Raw genomic sequence first — 23,962 nt, 5'->3', positions numbered from 1 at the left:
CCCGGGGCCAGATTAGGTAACCCTAAGTGACGAACCACACCGTAGATCGTTCCGGACCGTGGTTGTCATGGCCGAATGAATTACGCAACAATGGTGTTGTGAAATACGACGGTGAGGCTCCGCAGGAGGAACTCGCGACCGGTGAGCGCTCGACGCGCAACCGGGTCGCGCGCTCCATCCTGGACCACGGCCCGTCCACCGTCGCGGAGCTCGCCAAGCGCGTCGGCCTCACCCAGGCCGCCGTCCGCCGCCACCTGGACGCCCTCGTCTCCGACGATGTCGTCGAAGCCCGTGAACAGCGGGTCTACGGGGCGCGGACCCGTGGCAGGCCCGCCAAGGTGTTCGCCCTGACCGACTGCGGCCGGGACGCCTTCGACCAGTCCTACGACAAGCTGGCCGCCGACGCGCTGCGGTTCATCGCCGAGTCCGGCGGGGACGAGGCGGTCACCGCCTTCGCCCGCGCCCGGATGGCGTCGATGGGCGAGGCATACCGCGCCGCGGTCGAGGCCGCGGCACCCGAACGGCGTACCGAGGCCCTCGCCAGGGCCCTGAGCGCCGACGGGTACGCTGCAACGGCGCGAAGCGCGCCGGACCCGCAGCAGGGCGAGCAGCTGTGCCAGCACCACTGCCCGGTGGCGCATGTCGCCGAGCAGTTCCCACAGCTGTGCGAGGCGGAGACGGAATTCTTCTCCAGCCTCCTCGGGACCCATGTGCAGCGTCTGGCCACCCTCGCCCACGGCGACGGCGTGTGCACGACATACGTGCCGCGCAGCGGCCAGGCAGCACCCACACAGACCACCCATTCAGCATCTGCAAGCACGGCCGGGAGGAACCCCGCATGACGCTCCCCACGGAGACTGCCCACCCTGAGCTCGAGGGTCTGGGTACGTACGAATTCGGCTGGGCCGACTCCGACGCGGCAGGCGCGGCGGCGAAGCGCGGCCTCTCCGAGGCTGTCGTCCGCGACATCTCGGAGAAGAAGAACGAGCCCGAGTGGATGCTGAAGCTGCGGCTCAAGGGCCTCAAGCTCTTCGGCAAGAAGCCCATGCCGAACTGGGGCTCGGACCTGTCGGGCATCGACTTCGACAACATCAAGTACTTCGTTCGGTCCACGGAGAAGCAGGCGGCCTCCTGGGAGGAGCTGCCCGAGGACATCAAGAACACGTACGACAAGCTCGGCATCCCGGAGGCGGAGAAGCAGCGCCTCGTCGCCGGTGTCGCCGCGCAGTACGAGTCCGAGGTCGTCTACCACCAGATCAACGAGGAGCTGGAGGCGCAGGGTGTCATCTTCATGGACACCGACACCGCGCTGAAGGAGCACCCGGAGCTCTTCAAGGAGTACTTCGGCACCGTCATCCCCGTCGGTGACAACAAGTTCGCCTCGCTGAACTCGGCCGTGTGGTCCGGTGGCTCGTTCATCTACGTGCCCAAGGGCGTCCACGTGGAGATCCCGCTCCAGGCCTACTTCCGTATCAACACGGAGAACATGGGCCAGTTCGAGCGGACGCTGATCATCGTCGACGAGGACGCCTACGTCCACTACGTCGAGGGCTGCACCGCCCCGATCTACTCCTCGGACTCGCTGCACAGCGCCGTGGTCGAGATCATCGTGAAGAAGGGCGGCCGCTGCCGCTACACGACGATCCAGAACTGGTCGAACAACGTCTACAACCTGGTCACCAAGCGGGCCGTGGCCTACGAGGGCGCGACCATGGAGTGGGTCGACGGCAACATCGGCTCCAAGGTGACCATGAAGTACCCGGCCATCTACCTGATGGGCGAGCACGCCAAGGGTGAGACGCTCTCCATCGCCTTCGCGGGCGAGGGCCAGCACCAGGACGCCGGCGCCAAGATGGTCCACATGGCGCCGAACACCTCCTCGAACATCGTCTCCAAGTCGGTGGCGCGAGGCGGCGGCCGTACGTCCTACCGCGGACTGATCGAGATCGGCGAGGGCGCGCCGGGCGCGAAGTCCAACGTGCTCTGCGACGCTCTCCTCGTCGACACGATCTCCCGCTCGGACACCTACCCCTACGTCGACGTCCGCGAGGACGACGTGTCGATGGGCCACGAGGCGACCGTCTCCAAGGTCTCCGAGGACCAGCTCTTCTACCTCATGAGCCGCGGACTCACCGAGTTCGAGGCCATGGCGATGATCGTGCGCGGCTTCGTCGAGCCGATCGCGAAGGAGCTGCCCATGGAGTACGCCCTGGAGCTCAACCGGCTGATCGAGCTGCAGATGGAGGGTTCGGTCGGCTAGGACCTCGTACGAGGATCCTGCGGGGCGGCCCTCGCGGCCGCCCCGCACCCCACCGAACCACCCCCCTTCTTGACTGAGAAAGCGAGCACTACGACAGCCATGGCTGAGGCTCAGAACACTCCGGTGGGCTCCACCACCGCCGGCTCCATCGCGGTGGCCGCCGAGTCGACCGTCGCCACGCGCATGAGCGCACCCCCGTCCTTCGACGTCGCGGACTTCCCCGTCCCGCACGGTCGCGAGGAGGAGTGGCGCTTCACGCCGCTGGAGCGGCTGCGCGGGCTGCACGACGGCACCGCCGTCGCGAACGGCGGCGGCGTGAAGGTCGCGATCGACGCGCCCGACGGCGTCACCGTCGAGACCGTCGGCCGCGACGACGCGCGGCTCGGCAAGGCCGGTACGCCGGTGGACCGGGTCGCCGCACAGGCGTACAGCTCCTTCGAGCAGGCCTCGGTCGTCACCGTCGCCAAGGAGGCCGTGCTCACCGAGCCCATCCGGATCGCCGTGCACGGCGAGGGCGGCACCGCCTACGGCCACCAGCTCATCGAGCTGAAGCCCTTCGCCGAGGCCGTCGTCGTCATCGACCACACCGGTGACGCGGTGCTCGCCGCCAACGTCGACTACGTCCTCGGTGACGGCGCCAAGCTGACCGTCGTCTCCGTCCAGGACTGGGACGACAAGGCCGTCCACGTCGGCCAGCACAACGCGCTGGTCGGCCGGGACGCCTCCTTCAAGTCGATCGTCGTCACCTTCGGCGGCGACGTCGTCCGCCTGCACCCGCGGGTCGCCTATGCGGCGCCCGGCGGCGAGGCGGAGCTCTTCGGTCTGTACTTCACCGACAAGGGCCAGCACCAGGAGCACCGCCTCCTGGTCGACCACAACACCCCGCACTGCAAGTCCAACGCGGTGTACAAGGGCGCGCTCCAGGGCGACGGCGCCCACGCCGTCTGGATCGGCGACGTCCTCATCCAGGCCGCGGCCGAGGGCACCGACACCTACGAGATGAACCGGAACCTCGTCCTCACCGACGGCGCCCGGGTCGACTCCGTACCCAACCTGGAGATCGAGACCGGCGAGATCGTCGGCGCCGGCCACGCCTCGGCGACCGGCCGCTTCGACGACGAGCAGCTCTTCTACCTCCAGTCCCGCGGCATCCCGGCCGAGGAGGCCCGCCGCCTGGTCGTGCGCGGCTTCTTCGCCGAGCTGGTCCAGCAGATCGGCCTGCCGGACGTGGAAGCGCGTCTGCTCGACAAGATCGAGACCGAGCTGAAGGCGTCGGTCTGATGGCCTTCGTCAAGGCGTGCGCGCTCAGTGAGCTGGAGGACGACACCCCGAAACGGGTCGAGCTCGACGGCACACCGGTCTCCGTCGTCCGCACCGAGGGCGAGGTGTTCGCGATCAACGACATCTGCTCGCACGCGAACGTGTCGCTGTCGGAGGGCGAGGTGGAGGACTGCGCGATCGAGTGCTGGCTGCACGGATCGTCGTTCGACCTCCGCACCGGCAAGCCGTCCGGCCTTCCCGCGACGCGCCCCGTCCCCGTATACCCCGTAAAGATCGAAGGGGACGATGTGCTCGTCTCCGTCACCCAGGAGTCCTGAGTCACCCATGGCAACGCTTGAAATCCGCGACCTGCACGTCTCCGTCGAGGCCGACAACGCCACGAAGGAGATCCTCAAGGGCGTCGACCTGACCGTGAAGCAGGGCGAGACCCACGCCATCATGGGCCCCAACGGGTCCGGCAAGTCCACCCTCGCGTACTCGCTCGCGGGTCACCCCAAGTACACGATCACCGGCGGTACGGTCACGCTGGACGGCGAGGACGTCCTGGAGATGTCCGTCGACGAGCGCGCCCGCGCCGGCCTCTTCCTCGCCATGCAGTACCCGGTCGAGATCCCCGGTGTCTCGGTCTCCAACTTCCTGCGCACCTCCGCCACCGCCGTCCGCGGCGAGGCACCCAAGCTGCGTACATGGGTCAAGGAGGTCAAGGAGACGATGGCCGGGCTCCAGATGGACCCGTCCTTCGCCGAGCGCAACGTCAACGAGGGCTTCTCCGGCGGTGAGAAGAAGCGCCACGAGATCCTCCAGCTGGAGCTCCTCAAGCCGAAGATCGCCGTCCTGGACGAGACCGACTCCGGCCTGGACGTCGACGCGCTCAAGACCGTCTCCGAGGGTGTCAACCGGGTCCGCGCGACCGGCGAGGTCGGCACGCTGCTGATCACGCACTACACCCGGATCCTGAAGTACATCCAGCCCGACTTCGTGCACGTGTTCGCCAACGGCCGGATCGCGGCCTCCGGCGGCGCCGAGCTGGCCGACCAGCTGGAGAACGAGGGCTACGAGGCATACACGAAGGGTGGCGCTTCCGCGTGACTGACGCCCGACAGGGGCTCACCGGCCTCCTCGACACCGAGGCGATCCGCAAGGACTTCCCGATCCTGGACCGCACGGTCCACGACGGCAAGAAGATCCTGTACCTGGACTCCGCGGCGACCTCGCAGAAGCCGCGCCAGGTCCTCGACGCGCTCAACACGTACTACGAGCGCCACAACGCGAACGTGCACCGAGGCGTCTACACGATCGCCGAGGAGGCCACCGCGCTGTACGAGGGCGCCCGTGACAAGGTCGCGGCCTTCATCAACGCGCCGAGCCGCAACGAGGTGATCTTCACCAAGAACGCCTCGGAGTCGCTCAACCTCGTGGCCAACATGCTCGGCTGGGCGGACGAGCCCTACCGGGTGGACCGCGACACCGAGATCGTCACCACGGAGATGGAGCACCACTCCAACATCGTGCCGTGGCAGCTGCTCGCGCAGCGCACCGGCGCGAAGCTGAAGTGGTTCGGCATCACCGACGACGGCCGGCTCGACCTGTCGAACATCGACGAGATCATCACCGAGAAGACGAAGATCGTCTCCTTCACGCTGGTCTCCAACATCCTGGGCACCGTCAACCCGGTCGAGCAGATCATCCGCCGCGCCCAGCAGGTCGGCGCGCTGGTCTGCATCGACGCCTCGCAGGCGGCCCCGCACATGGTGCTGGACGTGCAGGCGCTCCAGGCCGACTTCGTGGCCTTCACCGGCCACAAGATGGTCGGCCCGACCGGCATCGGCGTGCTCTGGGGACGGCAGGAGCTCCTGGAGGACCTGCCGCCGTTCCTCGGCGGCGGCGAGATGATCGAGACCGTGTCGATGCACTCGTCCACGTATGCTCCGGCGCCGCACAAGTTCGAGGCCGGTACGCCTCCGATCGCGCAGGCCGTCGGCCTCGGCGCGGCCGTGGACTACCTATCCGCGATCGGCATGGAGAAGATCCACCAGCACGAGAAGGCGATCACCGAGTACGCGGTGAAGCGCCTCCTGGAGGTCCCGGACCTGCGGATCATCGGCCCGTCGACGGCCGAGGACCGCGGCGCGACGATCTCCTTCACGCTCGGCGACATCCACCCGCACGACGTGGGCCAGGTCCTCGACGAACTGGGCATCTGCGTCCGGGTCGGCCACCACTGCGCGCGCCCGGTCTGCCTGCGGTACGGAATTCCCGCGACGACGCGAGCGTCGTTCTATCTGTACTCCACGCCCGCCGAGGTCGACGCACTGGTGGACGGGCTGGAGCACGTCCGGAACTTCTTCGGCTGAGGACGCAACGGTGAAGCTTGATTCCATGTACCAGGAAGTGATCCTGGACCACTACAAGCACCCCCACGGGCGCGGCCTGCGGGACGGCGACGCCGAGGTGCACCACGTCAACCCGACGTGCGGCGACGAGATCACGCTCCGGGTGAAGTACGACGGCGAGACCATCGCCGACGTCAGCTACGAGGGCCAGGGCTGCTCCATCAGCCAGGCGTCCGCCTCCGTACTGAACGAGCTGCTCGTCGGCAAGGAGCTGGCCGAGGCGCAGAAGATCCAGGCGGCTTTCCTGGAGCTGATGCAGTCCAAGGGCCAGCTGGAGCCGGACGACGCGATGGAGGAGGTGCTGGAGGACGCGGTCGCGTTCGCCGGCGTCTCCAAGTACCCCGCCCGGGTCAAGTGCGCGCTGCTGAGCTGGATGGCGTGGAAGGACGCGACGGCCAAGGCGCTGTCCGAAGGGAAGACCGCATGAGCGAGAACGAGACCGCGACCATGAAGCCGGCCTCCGAGGAGGAGGTCCGCGAGGCGCTGTACGACGTCGTCGACCCCGAGCTGGGCATCGACGTCGTCAACCTGGGCCTGATCTACGGCATCCACGTGGACGACGCCAACATCGCCACCCTCGACATGACCCTGACGTCCGCGGCCTGCCCGCTGACCGACGTCATCGAGGACCAGGCGAAGTCCGCCACGGACGGCATCGTCAACGAACTCCGGATCAACTGGGTCTGGATGCCGCCGTGGGGCCCGGACAAGATCACGGACGACGGGCGCGAGCAGCTGCGCGCGCTGGGGTTCAACGTCTGACGCGCTCCGAGCACCACGGATACGGCCATGCCCGCCAGGCATACTGGCGGGCATGGCCGTCTCCCTGTACCACCTCGCCGTCGACGCTCACGACCTGCCGCTCATGGCCCGCTTCTGGAGTGCGGTGCTGGAGTGGCAGGTGCTCTTCGAGGACGAGCACGAGATCGTCATCGGCGCCCACGAGACCGCGCTGCCGGGCATGTGCTTCCTTCCCGTGCCGGAGAGGAAGACCGTGAAGAACCGGCTGCACATCGACCTGACGCCGGACGACCAGGCCGCCGAGGTCGAGCGGATCATCGCGCTCGGCGCACGGCGGGTGGACGTCGGGCAGGGGCCGGACGCCACCTTCGTGGTGATGGCCGATCCCGAGGGCAACGAGTTCTGCGTGCTGCGGCCGAAGCGGACGCTGACCGACTGAGGCCTACGCCGGTGCGGCCGGCGGTGGTCCGTACTGCTCGGGCAGGGGCTGTGCCGCCGCGGCCTCGGCCAGGACCGGGGCCAGGTTCTCGTTGCGGATGCGGAGGTCCACGTACAGCAGGCCGGTGACCAGCGGCGGGAGGATCATCGTGATCAGCTGGGAGATCATCTGGCTGATGAACGACAGCGCCATCACACCGCCGAACATGGCGATGAGCGCCCCGTCGCTCGGTTCGGAACCCATGTCCGCGGGGTCGAACAGGCCGGGAAGCATGCCGATCATCTGGAACGGCATCTGGATCATGAAGCCGATCATGGCCGCAAGACCGAAGCCGAGCAGCGTGATGCCGAAGACCCGCCACCACGTGCCGCGCACGAGCTGGGCCGAGCGTCGCAGGGCCGCCACCGGGCGCCGGTCCTCGAAGACCACGACGGTCGGCGCCAGGCAGAACCGTACCCAGAGCCACATCGCCGCCGGTGCCAGGAGCAGCCCGACGAGGGTGCCGATCAGCGCCAGTGGCAGCGCGCCGTCCTCGTCGCCCAGCGAGACCGCGTAGACCATCAGCCCGGCGAAGGCGGCCAGGAGGGGCGCCAACCCGATGAACATGATCAGCCCGGTCAGGAACACCGCGCCGATGATCGACCAGACCCGCGACCACGCCCGCTTCCAGACCTCCCCGAAGCGGATCGGGCGGCCCAGGACGGCTTCCTGGAGGACCACGGGGACCGCCGCCTGCATCATGGCCGACGCCAGCAGGTAGACGATCATGCCGATGGCCATCAGCACGCCGAACGCCACGGCGAGCGGGACGAGTTCGGCAGCGTCGGGGGAGTCCGAGGAGCCGGACGTCAGCTCGTCCCACTGGCTTGCCACGGTGGAGGCGGCCACCACCAGCGCGACGACCATCACGAGCGTCGCCGCGCCGAACAGCGTCAGGGCCACCCCGATCAGCGGCTTCCAGTGACGCCCGATCGTCGCGAAGGCGCCGCTGAGCAGGTCCGAGACCCTCAGCGGCGCCAGGGGTATCACCCCCGGCCTGGGTGGCGCCCATCCACTCCAGCCACCCGGTCCCGGCGCTCCCCCGTGGAAGGGCCCCCCACCGTGGGGCGCGCCCTCGTACGGGCCACCGCCCCACCCTGCGTCCTGCGCCACTGCGTCTCCGCTCAGCTCCGTCGGCCCGTGGTCCCGGACCGTGTCATCGGGTCGGGACACCGTAGCGCCCCCGACGCGGGCCGATGATATGTACAGCTGTACGCAACGATGCGTACAGTCGTCCACATGGGATACGCATACGGACTGCTGGCCGCGGCGATCGCGGCGGAGGTGGCCGGGACGACGGCCATGAAGTACAGCGAGGGCTTCACCCGCCTCTGGCCCTCGATCGGCACGGCGGTGGGCTATCTGATCGCCTTCACCCTGCTCGCGCAGACCCTCAAGACACTCTCCGTCGGCACCGCGTACGCGATCTGGGCCGGCGTCGGCACGGCGGCCGTGGCGCTCATCGGCATCCTGTTCCTCGGCGAGTCCAGCAGCCTCATCAAGATCGTCGGGGTCGGTCTGATCGTCGTCGGGGTCGTCGTGCTCAACCTGGGAGGCGCGCACTGATGGCCCGCCGGTACGATCCCGACCGGCGGACGCGGATCATCGACGCGGCGCTGCGGGTGATAGCGGCCGACGGGATAGCCGGGCTGAGCCACCGCACCGTGGCCGCCGAGGCGGACGTGCCGCTCGGCTCGACCACGTACCACTTCGGCTCGCTGGACGAGCTGCTGACGGCGGCCCTGCGCCGGTCCAACGAGAACTTCGCGCAGGCGCTGCGCGACAGCCAGGTCTGCGCCGAACCGTCGGGACCCGGGCTCGCCGATGAGCTGACCCGGGTGCTGGGGGAGTGGTTCGCGGGCGAGCGGGGTGCGATCGAGCTGGAGTTCGAGCTGTACCTCGCGGCCCTGCGCCGCCCGGTCCTGCGGCCTGTCGCCGCCGAATGGACCGCTTCGGCGGTCGAGCTGCTGTCCACGCGCACCGACCCGGCCACGGCGCGGGCGCTGGTCGCGCTGATGGACGGCGTCTGCCTGCAGGTGCTCCTGACCGGCTCCGCCTTCGACGCGCGGTACACCCGCGAGATGCTGGCGCGGGTGGTGGAGGGGCGGGGCTGAGGGGAACGGGCCGGAGGCTGAGACCGGTTCGCCCGAGCGGGCCCCGGCCGGTTAGGTTTCTGTCCATGACCGACACGACTTCCCAGGCCACTTCCCGTACCACCGGCGCCGTCGCCGCCGGCCTCGCCACCGTCGCCGGTGACGGCACCGTCCTCGACACCTGGTTCCCCGCCCCCGAGCTCGAGCCCGAGCCCGGCCCGGCCGGTACGCAGCGGCTCACGCCGGACGAGGCCGTGAACCGCCTCGGCGAGGGCGCCGCCAAGGCCATCGGCGTGGACGCCCGGCGCGGGGTCGAGGTCATCGCCGTCTCCACGGTCATCTCCTCGCTGGAGGACAAGCCGCTCGACGCGCACGACGCGTACCTGCGCCTGCACCTGCTCTCGCACCGCCTCGTCCAGCCGCACGGCCAGAACCTGGACGGCCTCTTCGGTCTGCTCGCCAACGTCGCCTGGACCTCGCTCGGCCCGGTCGCCGTCGACGACCTGGAGCGGGTCCGCCTCAACGCCCGTGCCGAGGGTTTGCACCTCCAGGTGACCTCGGTCGACAAGTTCCCGCGCATGACGGACTACGTGGCTCCCAAGGGCGTACGGATCGCCGACGCCGACCGGGTCCGGCTCGGCGCGCACCTCGCCGCCGGGACCACCGTCATGCACGAGGGCTTCGTCAACTTCAACGCCGGCACGCTCGGCACCTCCATGGTCGAGGGCCGCATCTCCGCCGGCGTCGTCGTCGGTGACGGCTCGGACATCGGCGGCGGCGCCTCCACCATGGGCACGCTCTCCGGCGGCGGCAACGTCCGCATCGTCATCGGCGAGCGCTGCCTGGTCGGCGCGGAGGCCGGCGTCGGCATCGCGCTCGGCGACGAGTGCGTCGTGGAGGCCGGGCTGTACGTCACGGCCGGCACCCGCGTCACGCTGCCGGACGGCCAGGTCGTCAAGGCCCGTGAGCTCTCCGGCGCCTCCAACATCCTCTTCCGCCGCAACTCGGTCACCGGCACGGTCGAGGCCCGCCCGAACAACGCGGTGTGGGGCGGGCTGAACGAGGTCCTGCACGCCCACAACTGACCTTCAGCTCGCGAGGAGCTCCTCGTACGCCGCACGCAGCCCGTCGACCGCCTCGCGGCCGGCGGGCTGCAGCGGTTCGCGGACCGGGCCCGCGTCCAGCAGCGCCTTCACGGTGACGGTGCCGGGCAGACCGCTCGCCATCATCAGCTCGGTGAGCCGGATGGTCAGCCCGTTCAGCCGCGCCGCCTCGTCGGTGCGTCCCGCGTCGAACGCGTCCAGCGGCGCACGCATCCGGCGCGGCGCCACGTTGGCGACGGTGCTGACGTAGCCCGCGCCGCCGAGCGCGTACAGCGGCAGGTTCAGCTCCTCGCACCCCGAGTAGTACGCCAGCTCGGTGCGGGCGATCACCTTCGTCGACCCGAGCAGGTCGTACGCGCAGTCCTTCACCGCGACGATCCGCGGGTGGTCCGCGAGCCGCAGCAGCGTCTCCGGTTCGATCCGGACGCCGGTGCGGCCGGGGATGTCGTACAGCATCAGCGGTACGCCGGTTGCCTCGGCGATCCGCAGGAAGTACGCCTCCACGGCGGCCTGCGGCGGCCGGCTGAAGTACGGCGGCACCACCAACAGCCCGTCCGCGCCCGCCTCTTCGGCTTCCCGCGCGAGCCGCACCGCGTGCGCGGTGTCCGCGCTGCCGACACCGGAGAGCAGCGCCACCCCGTCCCCGACCTCCGCCCGCACGGCCCGCAGCAGCTCCGCCTTCTCCGCGTCCGAGGTGGTCGGCGACTCGCCGGTGGTCCCGCTGAGCACCAGCCCGTCGCACCCCTCGGCCACCAGGTGCGCGGCGTGGGCGCGGGCGGCGTCGAGGTCCAGCGCGCCGGTGGCGGTGAACGGCGTGATCATGGCGCAGAGCGCGCGGCCGAAGGGGCGGGGACGGGAGCGGGGCGCGGTGGTGGTCATGTCCGAAGTGTCGGGCCGGACGACCGTGAAGGTCCACTTAGATCTGCTTGGCCGGACCGGGAAGAGATGCTGAACAGTGCCGTGGACGCGCCCGCCTCCTGACATGATCGAACACGCGGACGACGTACGGCCGGAGGGCTGTGATGAGGAGCGGGCGAGGGATGGGCTACACGGGCGAGCGGGTGCGGATGTGGAGACCGGCCTCGGTGATGGTGCTGCTGATGGGGCTGACCGGCTGTTCGGGGTTTCTCGTCCCGGCCGGCGAGGGCGAACGCGAACCGACCCCGTCCGTCCAGGCCGCGACGCCGCCCTCCGTAATGCCACCGCCGGCCGTCGACGTACCGGCTCGGAGCCCGGACCCGTCGCCCACCCCTTCACCCACCGGCGACTGCCCCGCCCCCGGGACCGTGGTGACCATGGGGGAGGTGCAGGCCGTGATGATGAGCCGCGCGGTCGTCCTGACCTTGACCAACTGCGGCTCGAAGCCCTACCGGGCCGACGGCTACCCCTCGGTCCAGGTGCTCGGCGAGGACGGCGAACGCCTGCCGGTGAAAGTCAACCCGGGCGGTTCGATGTTCGGCCACGACAAGGGCCCCGAGGCTCGCACGCTGAAGCCCGGCGCCACCGTACGGTCGATGCTCGCCTGGGTCTCCACGCAGGAGGGCGGCGAACTCATCATGGCCGACGCCCTGGAACTGGCCGCCGCGCCGGACAGCGGGGCGCGGGTCTACCGGCTGGAGGGTCACGACATCCGGTACATGGACGAGCTGAACATGACGGCGTGGCGGGCGGAGCTGCCGGAGTGACCGCGCTTGACCTCAAGTTGACTTGAGGTGTGACGGTGGTGGCAACCGCTCGCCGACCGGTGCGCGGTGGAGGGGAGCGCCACCATGACCGTGCAGTTCACCGACCGTCCGGACCCGGGCCGTGCCGACGCCGGGATCGTCAAGGCCAGTACCTGGGGCGTCGGTACGCCGGAGCGGCAGCGGCAGGTCGTCGACGCGATCCGGAAGGCTTGGGAAAGCCGGGCGTGGCCGCATGCCGGGCTGCTCTCGTACAGCGTTCTCGTGGGTGAGGACGGGGCGACGCTGCTGCACCACTCCCAGTGGACCGGCGAACTCGCCTACCAGGACTTCGTCCGGGAGAGCCGTGACGCCCGTAACGACGACATCGACGCCGCCGTGCCCGGCATCGAACGCCGCGATCTGCACACGTACGAGCTGTACCGCTCCGGGCTCCGGACCCAGGGTGACAGCCGTGAGCCCGGGTGTGTCGTGATCGTCGACGTGGAGTTCGCCGGACCGGACCCGGCGCGGCAACGGGACTGGGTGGATACGGTGTTCGAGGCGCTCGGCGCGGACCCGCACACGCCGGCCGGTGGCATCGCCGCGCACTTCCACGTCAGCACCGACGGGACCCGGGTCCTCAACTACGCGGAGTGGGAGAGCGCTGAACACCACATCGCGGCCCTCGCCGCGCCCGGCGACGGGGTCGGTTCGCCGTCGCCGCTGTGGGAGCGGGTGCTGAAGTATCCGGGTGTGACCGGTGGGGGCGTGAACCGCTACACGCCCGCGCTCAGCATGGAGGCGGGCGCGGGCGGGTAAAGGGGCGCGGCGGGCGGCGGGTGGTGAAGGACGTCTAGGGTGTATCCGGCGGGTCGGGGCCGGATGGGCCGTGCCAGGCGTCGTGGACCCGGTCAATGATCCGCCGGACACGCCCTAGGCTTGGGCGGCTGAACCGCGTACCCGTTCCGTACGCCCCCGAGCACGCACCGAGGAGAACCCCCGATGTCCGCAGAGCGCCCCATCCTGCCGCCGGTGCGGCTGCACTCCGAGGCCGAACTGGCGCGGGACGCGCTCGCCGCACCGCTGTTCGTGCGCGCCGTGAAGCTCGCTCGCTGGGCCGGGCCCGAAGCGCGGGTCGGCGCCGGCGGCGAGCTGGTGGAGGCGCAACTGCCCGCCGCCGCCGAGCACCTCGGCCTGACGGACGACGGGGACGGTGCCGCGTACGCCAGCGAGGCCTGGCGGCTCGCCGTGGACACCGGGCTCCTCGACGTCACGGACCCCGAGAGCGAGGACGGCGAGGGCACCGTCACCGTGGGTGCGAACCTGGCGCTGCTCACCTCCGGCTCACCGCAGGACGTCCTCTCCATCTGGCTCGACGGCCTGGACGCCGTGCACGCCGACGCCACCGCGCCCGTCCTGGACGACTTCGCCGACCTCGTCGGTGAGGACGGCTCGATCGACTTCGACGCGCTGGACTGGGACCCGGAGGCCGAGGCGGAGTTCCTCGACGGAGTCCTCGGCAACCTCTACCTGCTCACGCTCGCCGACCACGGCGCCGGCGAGGGCCCGGTGCCGCTGCCGGCCCTCGCCGCGTCGATGATCGTCCCCGACGACATGGGCGAGCCCACCGACGACATCCTGGAGCAGGTGTCGGAGGCGATGATGCGGCTCGACGACCAGTTCCGGCTCCTCGAACCCATCGGCATCGTCGCCTACCAGCCGGTGGACGAGGCGCTGATGGTCGAGGAGGGCGACGTGGCGGACGCCTCGGTCACCGAAGCCGACGAGGAGGACGTCACGCGGTACGGCATGGTCAGGCTCACCCCGCTCGGCCTGTACGGCGTCCGGGCCCGGATGCTGGAGGCCGGCGTGGACGCCCCGGCCGTCGGCGACCTGGCCGGCAAGGGAGCCGACGCCCTTCTCGACGGCATCGCGTACTACCCGGAGGCCGCCGCCCGCGCCGAGATCCAGCTCTGGCTCGCGGGACGCGGGGCCGAAGGCACGGTCCCGGCCGCCGCCGAGCTGCTCGCCGCCGCGCGCGGCACGGACGAGGGCGCACCGCTGCGCCGCCTCCACTGCCAGCAGGCCCTCGCGCTCGCCGGCGAGCAGGCCGAACCGGCCGTACGCGCCGTCCTCGGCGACCAGGAACTCGGCGGCCTGGCCCGCGTCTGGCTCGCGGAACGCGGCGCGTCCGACGTCCCGGCCCCGCCGGAGGCGATGATCTTCTGGCTGGCCATCGACACGATCGCCGCCCAACTGGACGCCGACGGTGAACTCGACGAGCTCCAGGGTCTGGTCGAAGGGCTCTCCGCGCAGCACAGCGGCTTCTTCGACGAGGTCTGGCGCGTCGACCACCCGGCCACCGCCGATGTGCTGGAGGCCATGGGCCGCCTGCACAGCGACAAGAAGGCCGCGAAGGACGCCCGCAAGGCCGCGTTCAAGGCCCGGTCGCGCGTAGGAGCGTAGCTCAGGCGGTTCCTACCGAGCAGGTGTCCGCGGTACTCAGGTCGACCGGTTCAGCTCCGGAAACGCCTCCCGGACCTCCGCCAGGAGGTCCGGGAGGCGCTGCCGTACGTGGCGGCTGCCGCGTACACGGCATCCGGTGCGGCGCGCAGCGGATCCTCCTCCACCGCGGCGAACAGCGCGCGCATCGCCATGGCCTGCTGCAGTAGGTCGTCCCGGCTTCCTTGCGGAGCGCGCACGAAGGTTCGCGGGACGTTCTTCTGGGCGAAGAACCACTTCCAGGCCTCCTCCCGGTCGTCGAAGGCGCCGGACGACCGCTCGCCGGTGTGCAGGTCCCGGACGGCGCGGGCGAACGCGTAGAACGTATGGAGCTCGGCTCTGACGAGGGCGCGGCTGACGGCCCAGCGGGCGATGGCCCGCTGCGTGGTCGCGTCGGCTGTGTCCACGGCGTCCACCAGGTCACGGTCCAGGAGGATGAGGCCCCAGAGGTCGCCGCCCGCCTCGCGCAGCGCCGGGCTCGGCTCCCGACCGTCCCACTCGCCCGCCTGCGCCCGCCACTCCGCGTCGCGGAGGATCTTCTCCTCCGCCTCACGCCGAGGTCGCTCGGTCTCGGCGCGTTCCTCGGGTGTGGGCGGCGGCGGCAGTGTGCGGGCGTGGTCGTGCCAGTACGCGGCGCTCTGCGTCGTCTGCTTGATCACGCGGTCCGCGGCGGGCTCCGCCGGCCAGAACTGCAGCAGGTAGTGATCGACGACGGGTCCGCCGTCCAGGACGGAGAGCTCGTCGTCCGGTGTCGTGTCCATGCCTCGTGCGCAGTAGCGGACCCGGTGGTCGGCGATCGGCAGATCGAGCGAGCAGAGTGGGGCTGCGGCCCACGGTACGACCGCGGTCTCCGTGGACCCGGGGCGGAAGGCGACCTCGACGATCTCCTCCCACCGCTCATCGATCGGCGGTTCGGCCTCGTGGACCTCCACGGTCAGGCCCACCCGTCCCGTGTGCAGTCCCGTCGTCAGGAAGAGGTAGCCCGGATTGGCTCCACCGCACAGCCCGTTGCTCTGCCCGGCACTGTGCGCCACCTCCTCCTCATGAGCGACATCGAGGCGGCTCTTGACATAGAACTGCCGATAGCTGACCTCCAGAACACCGTCGTGGACCGTTCGCACAACCGCCCCCTGGCCGAGTAATCACGTGAGGGCAGTATGCGACCCGGCACTCCGCGTCCGGGCGCTGAGCCACGACCCGGTGCTGATCGTCACCGACGAGCAGGCTCCGTACACCCACCGTGGCGACGCCACCCGGAGCGTTCCGGACACCGTGCCCGTCCACACGCGGAACCTGGCCGGATACCGGCTCGGCCACGCCCCGTACGGCGAGAGAAACCGCCACACGTTCGGGGGGCTTTCCGGCGCCGTGTTCCGTGTGGTTCCGCTGCTGGAGGCGGGGGTAAGCGCTGACCGGGCCTGGTGGGCGCGGGTCACGAATCCGGCACTTCTGGGACCCGGGCGGCAAACGGGCATGGCGTCGGGCCTTCACAGGGCGCATACTCGACTTAATGAAACAGTCAGCCGGATCCCGGCGTCACCTGCCTTCCAGTCCCTTCAACCGCCCGGCCCAGGAGGCCCCACCGGTCGAATGCTTCGATGTGGGCGACAGGGTGTCGCACGACCAGTTCGGGCTCGGCAGAATCCTTGCTGTCGAGGGCGACAACGACGCAGTCCTCATCGACTTCTCGGGGCGCCAGGGAAGGATCCTGAGCCCCTACTCCAAGCTGACCAAGCTCTGAGAGAGCCGACGAGCACGAGCGGCGTCAGCGCCCGTCTTCTCCTTCTCCCGATCCGGGGCACCTGAACCACTTCAGGTGCCCCGGATGCCGTTGTGGCCCGGTCGGACGGCTCAGAGTGACTTGGCGGCGGGCTTCACCATGCCCCGTACGGTCCGCGACTTCACGAACTCGCCCATGGCCGTCATCTCCCACTCACCGGTGAACTGCTTGATCAGCTTGGCCATCATGACGCCGGTCTGCGGCTCGGCGCCGGTCAGGTCGAAGCGGACCAGCTCCTCGCCGGTGGCCGCGTCGATCAGGCGGCAGTAGGCCTTGGCGACCTCGTTGAACTTCTGGCCGGTGAACGAGTTCACCGTGAAGACCAGGCCCGTCGCCTCGGCCGGGATCCGGCCCAGGTCCACGACGATCACCTCGTCGTCGCCCGCGCCCTCGCCCGTGAGGTTGTCGCCGGAGTGCTTGATCGCGCCGTTGAGGATGGAGAGCTTGCCGAAGTAGCAGCTGTCCAGGTGGTTGCGGTTGGGGCCGTAGGCGATGACCGAGGCGTCCAGGTCGATGTCCTTGCCGCGGAACGCCGGCTCCCAGCCGAGGCCCATCTTGACCTGGGAGAGGAGCGGGGCGCCGCCCTTGACCAGGGACACCGTCTGGTTCTTCTGGAGGTTGACCCGGCCCTTGTCCAGGTTGATCTTCCCGGTGGCGGCCTGCGCGGGCGGTGCCGGGGGAGCGGCGGGGGCGGGCGGGGCGATGCGCGGGTCGACCGGAGCCGCCGCCGGGGTCACCGGGGCGGCTGCGGGGGCCACCGGGGCTGCTGCGGCCGGGACCGGCGGGGCGGCCGGCTCCTCGACCGAGACGCCGAAGTCCGTGGCGATGCCGGCCAGCCCGTTCGCATAGCCCTGGCCGACCGCGCGGGCCTTCCAGGCGCCGTTGCGCCGGTAGACCTCGATGACCACGAGCGCCGTTTCGCCGCCCAGCTGAGGCGGGGTGAACGTGGCCAGCGCGGTGCCGTCGTCGGCGTTGCGCACGGTGGCGGTGGGCTCGACGCCCTGGAAGGTCTGTCCTGCGGCGTCGGGGCTCGCGGTGACGACGATCTTCTCGATGCCGGGCGGGACCGCGGTCGTGTCCACCACGATGGCGTCGGGTGCGGAGCCCCCACCGGCGCGGTAGGTCACACCGGGGCCCGAGGGCTGGTTGTAGAAGATGAAGTCGTCGTCGGAGCGCACCTTGCCGTCGGCGGTGAGCAGCAGGCCCGAGACGTCGAGCCGCACCGGAGCGGCGACGTCCACCGCCACACGGACGGCGGAGAGAGGGATGTTCGAGCCGGGGGTCATTGCGGTCATGCACGGGGTAACGAACGACCCGGCTTTGCCGTTCCCTTACCTTCGAGGCTCTCCGGCCGCTCCTCCCCGCCCCCGGCCTCCGCGTCCGGCCGCGCGGCGTGGTGGGCGGAATGGCAGAGGAGGTAGCCGAGGTGCGTGCGGTTCTTCGCGCCGAGGCATTTCTTGATGTGCGCGATGTGTGCCTGCAGCGAGCGCTCGCTGATGCCGAGGCGGCGCGCGATCGCCTTGTCCGAATGTCCCTGCGCGAGCAGCTGCCGGATGGCGGCGCGGATCGGTTCGATCACCTCGGAGGCCGCCTGCGCGGCGTAGTTGGGGACGAACGGGAAGGGCTCCGCGCGGTCCCAGGCACGCTCGAAGACATCGGCGAGGAAGCGGACCACGGACGCCTCGGTGATCGCGACGGCGATGGTGCGCTCGGAGTTGGCCGGAATGAAGGCGGTGGAACGGTCGATGATGATCAGCCGGTCGAAGAACTCGGGCAGGGTCCGGACCTCGGCGCCGTAGCCCGTGACCGCGCGGACGTAGGACTTGGTCGCCTCGTCGAAGCGGGACGAGTGCTGATAGATCGTCCGCATACCGACGCCGTCGTCGATCCTGAGGCGGACCGACTCCAGAGCTCCGGTGAGCACCTCCTTCGGACGCGCGCCGTCCGGCTGGGCCGTGAGGATCTCCGATACGGCGCCGTCGAGGCTGGAGCCGATGGCCGCGTTGATCGTCGCCACGCCGTGCAGGTTCAGCAGCCCCGGCCGCCTCCTGGGAGCGGCGGAGTGCGGCGCGGTCGCCGGCGACCCGGCCCGGTCGTCGTGGTCCGCCTGGCGCAGAACCCGCCGTGACAACTCGGCGAGCGCTTCGGCGATTTCTTTCCAGCCATGGGCACCCGACGGATCCGAGCCGCCGGTTCTCGCCGGGTCCTCGTCCGGGTCGGGGCCGGTCCGGTCCCGGACCGCCGCGAGCCCGGAACCGGGTCGCACCCCTGCCGACCTGCTCGTCATCAGCCGTCGCCCCCAGACTCACGCGCCGTGGAAGCGGCCCGTCGCCGCCCGCCACGCGCCAAGCGAGATGCCTCCAATAGTAGCAATGCGATTACCTGAACCATCATGGATCTTTCCTACGACCCATGCGGTACTGGACACTCGCTTGAAGATGGAGCCAAGACGGCGATGCGTTGGCCAGAATCATCTGGTGCGTGGCCGGATACATCTATGGGGGGAAGTTCTGATGGAGTGTGTGGATCGTGGCACGGGCCCAGTGATTCGACCTGACGGCCCGTATGCCACCCCGAGGTGCTGTTCCCGGTAGCCGGCTCTCGTGGCCACTCGCGGTACCCCTGCCCGAAGGTGTCCGAAAGCTTTCGGCAGGAGATGTCCTAAAACTCTCGGCGGGCCGTCCTTGCGGCATGGGCCGACCATCACTTCTCATGTCACGGAGCGGCGCGAACCGGCAGGGCCTCGATACCGGACGGGACTCCGGAACGGCCTTTCCGGAAGATGAAATCCGGCCAGAGCAGATCCGGCCGGAACAGATCAGTGACATCGACGGGCAGCAGAGAATACGGCTACGGGAATGCGCCCGAGGCAACCGCCGCGTGTCACCGAGGACATTCATAAGCTCCGGGTCAGGCCTTTCGTCGGCCGACCCATTCCGAAGTCAGGACAGTCATGAGCTCCCACCGTTCCGGACCGCACCCGGACGCGGCCTCGGCCCGCCCGCTCCCCGCACCGCGGGTCGAGACCCTCGCCGCCATGGCGGCCATCGCGCCCTGCGCGGCCCCGGCGCCCGGCTTCCTCCGGTCCTCCGACGACGTCGGATGGAACGCCTCCGGAAGCGGCGGCTGACAGCCCTTCCCCACGCCCGGTCATACCCAGTGGTTTCTCCCTGACGGGACGTGGCCGCTGCATGTCCGCACGCCTGGATTCACATCCGTTCGACGGCTAGGAGGAGGGAACGATGAACACGTCCGCGACGCGGGCCGCACTGGTACTCGAGAACGGGAAGGTGTTCTGGGGCCGAGAATTCGGTGCCCTTGGCCGCTCCCTGGGCGAAGTGGTCTTCCAGACCGGCATGACGGGTTACCAGGAAACGCTCACCGACCCGTCGTACCACGGTCAGATCGTCGTACAGACCTCCCCGCAGATCGGCAATACGGGATGGAATGACGACGATGACGAATCGGCCCGGATACAGGTGGCCGGATACGCGGTGCGCGACCCCTCCCGGGCCGCCTCCAACTGGCGCTCGCGCGGAGAACTCGCGGACGAGCTGGTACGGCAAGGAATCGTCGGCATTTCCGAGATCGACACCCGGTCGCTGACCCGGCACATTCGCGAGGCCGGAGTGATGCGTGCCGGAGTGTTCTCGGGAGAGGCCCTGGCCGGCCCCGACACCATGACGGAACAGGTGCTGACCGCCCCGCAGATGGCCGGCGCCGACCTCGCGGCCCGCGTCGGCACCGTACGGCCCTACGTCCGGCCGGCGGCCGGGACCCGCCGGTTCCGGGTGGCCGCACTGGACCTCGGCGTAAAGACCAGCACGCTGCGGATGTTCGCCGAGCGCGGGATCGAGACGCATGTGCTGCCTCCCGCCACCACACTGGACCAGCTCCTGGAGACCGAGCCGGACGGAGTGTTCCTCTCCAACGGCCCCGGCGACCCGGCGGCGATGACGCAAGCGGTCGCGCTGACCCGCGAGGTGCTGGAGCGCCGCATCCCGCTCTTCGGCATCTGCTTCGGCAACCAGATCCTCGGACGGGCGCTGGGCCGGGCGACGTACAAGATGCGCTACGGCCACCGGGGCATCAACATCCCGGTGATCCACGCCGGAGACGGGCGCGTGTCGATCACCTCGCAGAACCACGGGTTCGCCGTCGAAGGTGAGGCCGGAGAGCGGTTCGAGACGCCGTACGGCCGGGCCATGGTCTCCCACCACTGTCCCAACGACGGTGCCGTGGAGGGCCTGCGCTGCCTGGACGTCCCGGCCTTCTCCGTCCAGTACCACCCCGAGGCCGCGGCCGGTCCGCACGACGCGGTCGCCCTCTTCGACGAGTTCACCACCCTGATGAGCGGGGACCGCTGATGCCGAAGCGTACGGACCTGAAACATGTGCTGGTGATCGGTTCCGGACCGATCGTGATCGGGCAGGCGTGCGAGTTCGACTACTCGGGCACCCAGGCGTGCCGGGTGCTGCGCGAGGAAGGGCTCCGCGTCAGCCTGGTGAACTCCAACCCGGCGACGATCATGACCGACCCGGAGTTCGCCGACGCCACCTACATCGAGCCGATCACCCCGGAGTTCGTCGAGAAGATCATCGCGCTGGAGCGGCCGGACGCGATCCTCGCGACGCTCGGCGGACAGACCGCGCTGAACTGCGTCGTCGAGCTGCACGAGCGGAACGTGCTGGACAAGTACGGCGTCGAGCTGATCGGCGCGGACGTCGAGGCGATCGCCCGCGGTGAGGACCGGCAGCGGTTCAAGGACATCGTCGCCTCCGTAGGCGCCGAGACCCCGCGCAGCGCCGTCTGCCGGACGATGGACGAAGTGCGTGCCACGGTCGCGGAGCTGGGCCTGCCTGTGGTGATCCGGCCCTCCTACACCATGGGCGGCCTCGGCTCCGGCATGGCGTACACCCCGAGCGACCTGGAATCGCTGGCTGGCGACGGCCTGGCCCAGAGCCCGCTCGGCGAGGTGCTGATCGAGGAGAGCGTGCTCGGCTGGAAGGAGTACGAGCTCGAACTCATGCGGGACCGCAACGACAACGTCGTCGTGGTCTGCTCGATCGAGAACGTCGACGCGATGGGCGTGCACACCGGCGACTCGGTCACCGTGGCACCCGCGATGACCCTCACCGACCGCGAGTACCAGCACATGCGCGACGTCGGCATCGACGTGCTGCGCGCGGTCGGCGTCGACACCGGCGGTTGCAACATCCAGTTCGCCGTGCACCCCGCCACCGGCCGGCTGGTGGTGATCGAGATGAACCCGCGCGTCTCGCGCTCCTCCGCACTGGCCTCGAAGGCGACCGGCTTCCCGATCGCCAAGATCGCCGCGAAGCTGGCCATCGGCTACACGCTGGACGAGATACCCAACGACATCACCGGCGAGACCCCGGCCAGCTTCGAACCCACCCTCGACTACGTGGTCGTCAAGATCCCCCGCTTCGCCTTCGAGAAGTTCCCGACCGCCGACGCGACCCTCACCACCACGATGAAGTCCGTCGGCGAGGCCATGGCGATCGGCCGCAACTTCGCCGAGGCGCTCGGCAAGGCGCTCCGCTCGACGGAATCCGCCACCGCCGGCTTCTGGACCGGCCCCGACCCCGAGGACGCCGACCGGTCCGCCACGCTGGAAGCGCTGCGGACCCCGCACGACGGGCGGCTGTACACCGTCGAGCGCGCGCTGCGGCTCGGCGCCACGGTCGCGCAGGTGCACGATGCGTCGGGCATCGACCCGTGGTTCGTCGACCAGATCCTCGGCCTCGTCGAACTGCGCCAGGAGTTGCTGGACGCCGAGACCGTCGACGCCGAACTGCTGCGCCGCGTCAAGCGGATGGGCTTCTCCGACCTCCAGATCGCGCTGCTGCGGCCCGAGTTGGACGGCGAGGACGGCGTACGGGCGCTGCGTAGCCGCTGGGACGTCCGGCCGGTCTACAAGACGGTCGACACCTGCGCCGCCGAGTTCGCCGCGACCACGCCGTACCACTACTCCGCCTACGAGACCGACCCGGCGGCGGAGTCGGAGGTGGTGGAGCGGAGCGAGCCGCTGCCGAAGGTGCTCATCATCGGCTCCGGACCCAACCGCATCGGCCAGGGCATCGAGTTCGACTACTCCTGCGTCCACGCGGCGCTGACCCTGCGGTCGGCCGGCTACGAGACCGTCATGGTCAACTGCAACCCGGAGACCGTCTCCACCGACTACGACACCTCCGACCGGCTCTACTTCGAGCCGCTGACCTTCGAGAACATCGTCGAGGTCTACCGCGCCGAATGCGCGACCGGTGAAGTGGCCGGAGTCATCGTGCAATTGGGCGGCCAGACACCGCTGAAGCTCGCGCGGCGGCTGGCCGGGGCCGGGCTGCCCATCGCGGGCACCTCGCCGGACGCCATCCACCTGGCCGAGGACCGCGGCGCCTTCTCCGAGGTGCTGGACGCGGCGGGCCTGACCGCCCCGCGCAACGGCATGGCCGTCACCTTCGACCAGGCCAGGAGCGTCGCCGACCGGATCGGCTATCCGGTGATGGTGCGCCCCTCGTACGTCCTCGGCGGACGCGGCATGGAGGTCGTCCACGACGAGGAGGCGCTGGCCGCCTACGTCCGGCAGGCCACCGAGGTCGCGCCCGAACGTCCGCTGCTGATCGACGAGTTCCTGCTGGACGCGATCGAGATCGACGTCGACGCGCTGTGCGACGGACACGAGGTCTTCCTCGGCGGCGTGATGGAGCACATCGAGGAGGCCGGGGTCCACTCCGGCGACTCCGCCTGCGCGCTTCCGCCGATCACGCTGGGCCGGCCCGACATCGACACGGTGCGCGCCCACACCGAGGTCATCGCGGCCGGACTCGGCGTACGCGGTCTGCTGAACATCCAGTTCGCGCTCAAGGACGGCGTCTTCCACGTCCTGGAGGCCAATCCGCGAGCCAGCCGCACGGTGCCGTTCGTCTCCAAGGCGACCGGCGTCCCGCTGGCCAAGGCCGGTGCCCGGATCATGCTCGGCGCCACCATCGCCGAGCTGCGCGCCGAGGGGCTGCTGCCGGCGACCGGCGACGGTGGACAACGCCGGACCGGCTCGCAGATCGCGGTCAAGGACGTGGTCCTGCCGTTCCACCGGTTCCGCACCGGCGGTGGCGAGGGCCTGGACAGCCTGCTCGGGCCGGAGATGAAGTCCACCGGCGAGGTCATGGGCATGGGCACCGGCTTCGACGTGGCCTTCGCCAAGGCCCAGCTGGCGGCCGGCTTCGCACTGCCGCTCTCGGGCCGGGTCCACGTCTCCTCCGCCCTCGAACACCTGACCCGCGTGCTGCCCTCGCTGCGGACCCTTCGCGGGTACGGCTTCGAGATCACGGCCGAGTCCGGTACGGCGGAGCTGCTGCAGGTCGCCGGGTTCCTGCCGGACGAAGTGGTCGAGGCCGGCCCCGACGACCCGACCGTCGACCGGCTCCGCGACGGCGAGGTCCACTTCGTCATCAGCCTCGCCGCGCAGGGCACGGACCGCGACGCCGACCGGCCGGTCCGTACGGCCGCCGCACAGTACTCCGTCCCCTACGCGACGACAGCTTCCGGGCTGCTGGCCATGGTCAGGGGCATCCGGGCCAGAAGCCGGATGGAATTCGAGGTGAGTTCACTTCAGGAGCTGCAGCAACGCAGTCGCAGGCACAGCTGAG

General features: G+C 70.1%; 24 protein-coding genes and 1 pseudogene. 20 read left to right on the top strand and 5 right to left on the bottom strand.

The genetic code is table 11. From position 1 onward, the window contains the following. Positions 1-98: 98 nt before the first annotated feature. The 9 genes from ABZ267_RS15245 (at position 99) to ABZ267_RS15205 (ending at position 7,114) form a co-directional block, all read left to right on the top strand. Positions 99-842, top strand: coding sequence for a metalloregulator ArsR/SmtB family transcription factor (locus ABZ267_RS15245; protein ID WP_356748573.1), 744 nt, complete (start codon positions 99-101; stop codon positions 840-842). Further along, the gene (gene sufB / locus ABZ267_RS15240) at positions 839-2,260 is read left to right on the top strand and encodes a Fe-S cluster assembly protein SufB (RefSeq protein ID WP_030568051.1); all 1,422 of its coding nucleotides are present in this window, start codon (positions 839-841) and stop codon (positions 2,258-2,260) included. Before ABZ267_RS15245 ends, sufB begins: the two co-directional genes overlap by 4 nt. A gap of 99 nt (positions 2,261-2,359) precedes the next feature. Next, the gene (gene sufD / locus ABZ267_RS15235) at positions 2,360-3,541 is read left to right on the top strand and encodes a Fe-S cluster assembly protein SufD (protein ID WP_356748571.1); all 1,182 of its coding nucleotides are present in this window, start codon (positions 2,360-2,362) and stop codon (positions 3,539-3,541) included. Then, entirely contained in the window at positions 3,541-3,858 is a 318-nt protein-coding gene (locus ABZ267_RS15230; RefSeq protein WP_014156911.1) for a bifunctional 3-phenylpropionate/cinnamic acid dioxygenase ferredoxin subunit, read from the top strand. Before sufD ends, ABZ267_RS15230 begins: the two co-directional genes overlap by 1 nt. A gap of 7 nt (positions 3,859-3,865) precedes the next feature. After that, a complete protein-coding gene (gene sufC / locus ABZ267_RS15225; protein WP_019762839.1) occupies positions 3,866-4,630 on the top strand; it encodes a Fe-S cluster assembly ATPase SufC in 765 nt (254 codons plus the stop codon). Further along, on the top strand, positions 4,627-5,895 hold the full coding sequence (locus ABZ267_RS15220; RefSeq protein WP_356748568.1) for a cysteine desulfurase: 1,269 nt from the start codon (positions 4,627-4,629) through the stop codon (positions 5,893-5,895). Before sufC ends, ABZ267_RS15220 begins: the two co-directional genes overlap by 4 nt. Positions 5,896-5,905: 10 nt before the next feature. After that, complete coding sequence (sufU, locus tag ABZ267_RS15215) at positions 5,906-6,361, top strand: Fe-S cluster assembly sulfur transfer protein SufU (protein ID WP_032772319.1); 456 nt, start codon at positions 5,906-5,908, stop codon at positions 6,359-6,361. Beyond that, positions 6,358-6,696, top strand: coding sequence for a metal-sulfur cluster assembly factor (locus ABZ267_RS15210; protein ID WP_015607822.1), 339 nt, complete (start codon positions 6,358-6,360; stop codon positions 6,694-6,696). The genes sufU and ABZ267_RS15210 overlap by 4 nt, the downstream gene beginning before the upstream one ends. A gap of 52 nt (positions 6,697-6,748) precedes the next feature. After that, positions 6,749-7,114 carry a VOC family protein gene (locus tag ABZ267_RS15205; RefSeq protein WP_356748566.1) on the top strand — a complete coding sequence of 122 codons (366 nt, stop codon included), beginning with the start codon at positions 6,749-6,751 and terminating at the stop codon, positions 7,112-7,114. A 3-nt stretch (positions 7,115-7,117) separates the two neighbouring features. Here the strand turns inward: ABZ267_RS15205 and ABZ267_RS15200 are convergent, their stop codons facing one another. Next, on the bottom strand, positions 7,118-8,110 hold the full coding sequence (locus ABZ267_RS15200; protein ID WP_356748903.1) for a hypothetical protein: 993 nt from the start codon (positions 8,108-8,110) through the stop codon (positions 7,118-7,120). 282 nt (positions 8,111-8,392) lie between these two features. On the opposite strand from ABZ267_RS15200, the gene ABZ267_RS15195 reads away from it, so the two are divergent. The 3 genes from ABZ267_RS15195 to dapD all read left to right on the top strand — a co-directional run bounded on the left by ABZ267_RS15195 (position 8,393) and on the right by dapD (position 10,331). Then, positions 8,393-8,719, top strand: a complete 327-nt coding sequence (locus tag ABZ267_RS15195) for a multidrug efflux SMR transporter (protein ID WP_356748564.1) — start codon at positions 8,393-8,395, stop codon at positions 8,717-8,719. Beyond that, complete coding sequence (locus tag ABZ267_RS15190; protein ID WP_356748562.1) at positions 8,719-9,267, top strand: TetR family transcriptional regulator; 549 nt, start codon at positions 8,719-8,721, stop codon at positions 9,265-9,267. The genes ABZ267_RS15195 and ABZ267_RS15190 overlap by 1 nt, the downstream gene beginning before the upstream one ends. Positions 9,268-9,332: 65 nt before the next feature. Beyond that, the gene (gene dapD, locus ABZ267_RS15185) at positions 9,333-10,331 is read left to right on the top strand and encodes a 2,3,4,5-tetrahydropyridine-2,6-dicarboxylate N-succinyltransferase (RefSeq protein ID WP_356748560.1); all 999 of its coding nucleotides are present in this window, start codon (positions 9,333-9,335) and stop codon (positions 10,329-10,331) included. Positions 10,332-10,334: 3 nt separating this feature from the next. Here the strand turns inward: dapD and dapA are convergent, their stop codons facing one another. Beyond that, on the bottom strand, positions 10,335-11,228 hold the full coding sequence (dapA, locus tag ABZ267_RS15180; RefSeq protein ID WP_356748558.1) for a 4-hydroxy-tetrahydrodipicolinate synthase: 894 nt from the start codon (positions 11,226-11,228) through the stop codon (positions 10,335-10,337). A gap of 161 nt (positions 11,229-11,389) precedes the next feature. Between dapA and ABZ267_RS15175 the strand changes: the two genes are divergently transcribed. The 3 genes from ABZ267_RS15175 (at position 11,390) to ABZ267_RS15165 (ending at position 14,479) form a co-directional block, all read left to right on the top strand. Next, on the top strand, positions 11,390-12,034 hold the full coding sequence (locus tag ABZ267_RS15175) for a DUF4232 domain-containing protein (RefSeq protein WP_356748556.1): 645 nt from the start codon (positions 11,390-11,392) through the stop codon (positions 12,032-12,034). Positions 12,035-12,118: 84 nt separating this feature from the next. Continuing rightward, positions 12,119-12,832, top strand: coding sequence for an antibiotic biosynthesis monooxygenase (locus ABZ267_RS15170; protein ID WP_356748554.1), 714 nt, complete (start codon positions 12,119-12,121; stop codon positions 12,830-12,832). A 183-nt stretch (positions 12,833-13,015) separates the two neighbouring features. After that, positions 13,016-14,479 carry a hypothetical protein gene (locus tag ABZ267_RS15165; RefSeq protein WP_356748552.1) on the top strand — a complete coding sequence of 488 codons (1,464 nt, stop codon included), beginning with the start codon at positions 13,016-13,018 and terminating at the stop codon, positions 14,477-14,479. 50 nt (positions 14,480-14,529) lie between these two features. On the opposite strand, the gene ABZ267_RS15160 is transcribed toward ABZ267_RS15165, so the two are convergent. Then, on the bottom strand, positions 14,530-15,636 hold the full coding sequence (locus tag ABZ267_RS15160) for a hypothetical protein (RefSeq protein WP_356748550.1): 1,107 nt from the start codon (positions 15,634-15,636) through the stop codon (positions 14,530-14,532). A gap of 70 nt (positions 15,637-15,706) precedes the next feature. Here ABZ267_RS15160 and ABZ267_RS15155 point away from each other — a divergent pair. Together ABZ267_RS15155 and ABZ267_RS15150 are read left to right on the top strand one after the other, a co-directional pair. Then, positions 15,707-15,937: pseudogene (locus ABZ267_RS15155) on the top strand (TROVE domain-containing protein); the annotation flags it as partial. 88 nt (positions 15,938-16,025) lie between these two features. Then, on the top strand, positions 16,026-16,256 hold the full coding sequence (locus tag ABZ267_RS15150) for a hypothetical protein (protein WP_003969918.1): 231 nt from the start codon (positions 16,026-16,028) through the stop codon (positions 16,254-16,256). Between the two features lie 110 nt (positions 16,257-16,366). On the opposite strand, the gene ABZ267_RS15145 is transcribed toward ABZ267_RS15150, so the two are convergent. Both ABZ267_RS15145 and ABZ267_RS15140 read right to left on the bottom strand, forming a co-directional pair. Next, the gene (locus ABZ267_RS15145) at positions 16,367-17,590 is read right to left on the bottom strand and encodes a TerD family protein (RefSeq protein WP_356748548.1); all 1,224 of its coding nucleotides are present in this window, start codon (positions 17,588-17,590) and stop codon (positions 16,367-16,369) included. Then, complete coding sequence (locus ABZ267_RS15140) at positions 17,587-18,561, bottom strand: LuxR C-terminal-related transcriptional regulator (protein WP_356748546.1); 975 nt, start codon at positions 18,559-18,561, stop codon at positions 17,587-17,589. Before ABZ267_RS15140 ends, ABZ267_RS15145 begins: the two co-directional genes overlap by 4 nt. A 687-nt stretch (positions 18,562-19,248) precedes the next feature. Here ABZ267_RS15140 and ABZ267_RS15135 point away from each other — a divergent pair. The 3 genes from ABZ267_RS15135 (at position 19,249) to carB (ending at position 23,961) form a co-directional block, all read left to right on the top strand. Next, positions 19,249-19,425 carry a hypothetical protein gene (locus tag ABZ267_RS15135; protein ID WP_356748544.1) on the top strand — a complete coding sequence of 59 codons (177 nt, stop codon included), beginning with the start codon at positions 19,249-19,251 and terminating at the stop codon, positions 19,423-19,425. Between the two features lie 112 nt (positions 19,426-19,537). Then, positions 19,538-20,662: a glutamine-hydrolyzing carbamoyl-phosphate synthase small subunit gene (gene carA, locus ABZ267_RS15130; protein ID WP_356748542.1), complete on the top strand. Its 1,125-nt coding sequence runs from the start codon at positions 19,538-19,540 to the stop codon at positions 20,660-20,662. Beyond that, positions 20,662-23,961 (top strand): carbamoyl-phosphate synthase large subunit, encoded by a 3,300-nt coding sequence (carB, locus tag ABZ267_RS15125; RefSeq protein ID WP_356748540.1) that lies wholly within the window; start codon positions 20,662-20,664, stop codon positions 23,959-23,961. The genes carA and carB overlap by 1 nt, the downstream gene beginning before the upstream one ends. Position 23,962 lies beyond the last annotated feature (1 nt).

The sequence above is a fragment of the Streptomyces sp. NPDC006174 genome, assembly GCF_040614075.1.
Lineage (GTDB): Bacteria > Actinomycetota > Actinomycetes > Streptomycetales > Streptomycetaceae > Streptomyces.
The sequence above is the reverse complement of the archived record's forward strand: the minus strand, read 5'-3'. Positions and strand labels throughout refer to the sequence as shown.